The sequence below is a fragment of the Affinundibacterium baiyunense genome, from assembly GCF_018139645.1.
In the GTDB taxonomy this organism is placed as follows: Bacteria; Pseudomonadota; Gammaproteobacteria; order Burkholderiales; family Burkholderiaceae_D; genus Undibacterium; species Undibacterium baiyunense.
Genome location: NZ_JAGSPM010000087.1, coordinates 1 through 255 on the forward strand (window position 1 = coordinate 1; position 255 = coordinate 255).

The 255-nt window shown below is 43.1% G+C and carries 1 protein-coding gene; it reads right to left on the reverse strand.

Annotation, left to right across the window (positions count from 1 at the left end):
- Positions 1-255 (reverse strand): DDE-type integrase/transposase/recombinase (locus KDM92_RS18435; RefSeq protein ID WP_329603176.1); only part of this gene is annotated, 255 nt, incomplete at both ends.

Sequence of the window (255 nt, forward strand, 5' to 3'; positions counted from 1 at the left end):
CCTTTTTAAGCATCGTATCAATCATTTTATAAACGGGTCTTTTCGCTGTTTCAAAGGCGATGATTTCGCCATTAAACAGATCTAAAATCGGTGACAGATAAAGCTTCTCACCAGCGACATTAAACTCCGTCACATCAGTCGACCACTTCTGGTTCGCCCCAGTCGCTTTGAAATCTCGTTGCAATAGATTGGGTGCTGCCAAGCCAACATTGCCTTTAAATGATCGGTATTTCTTGGCCCGCACCAAGGATTTTA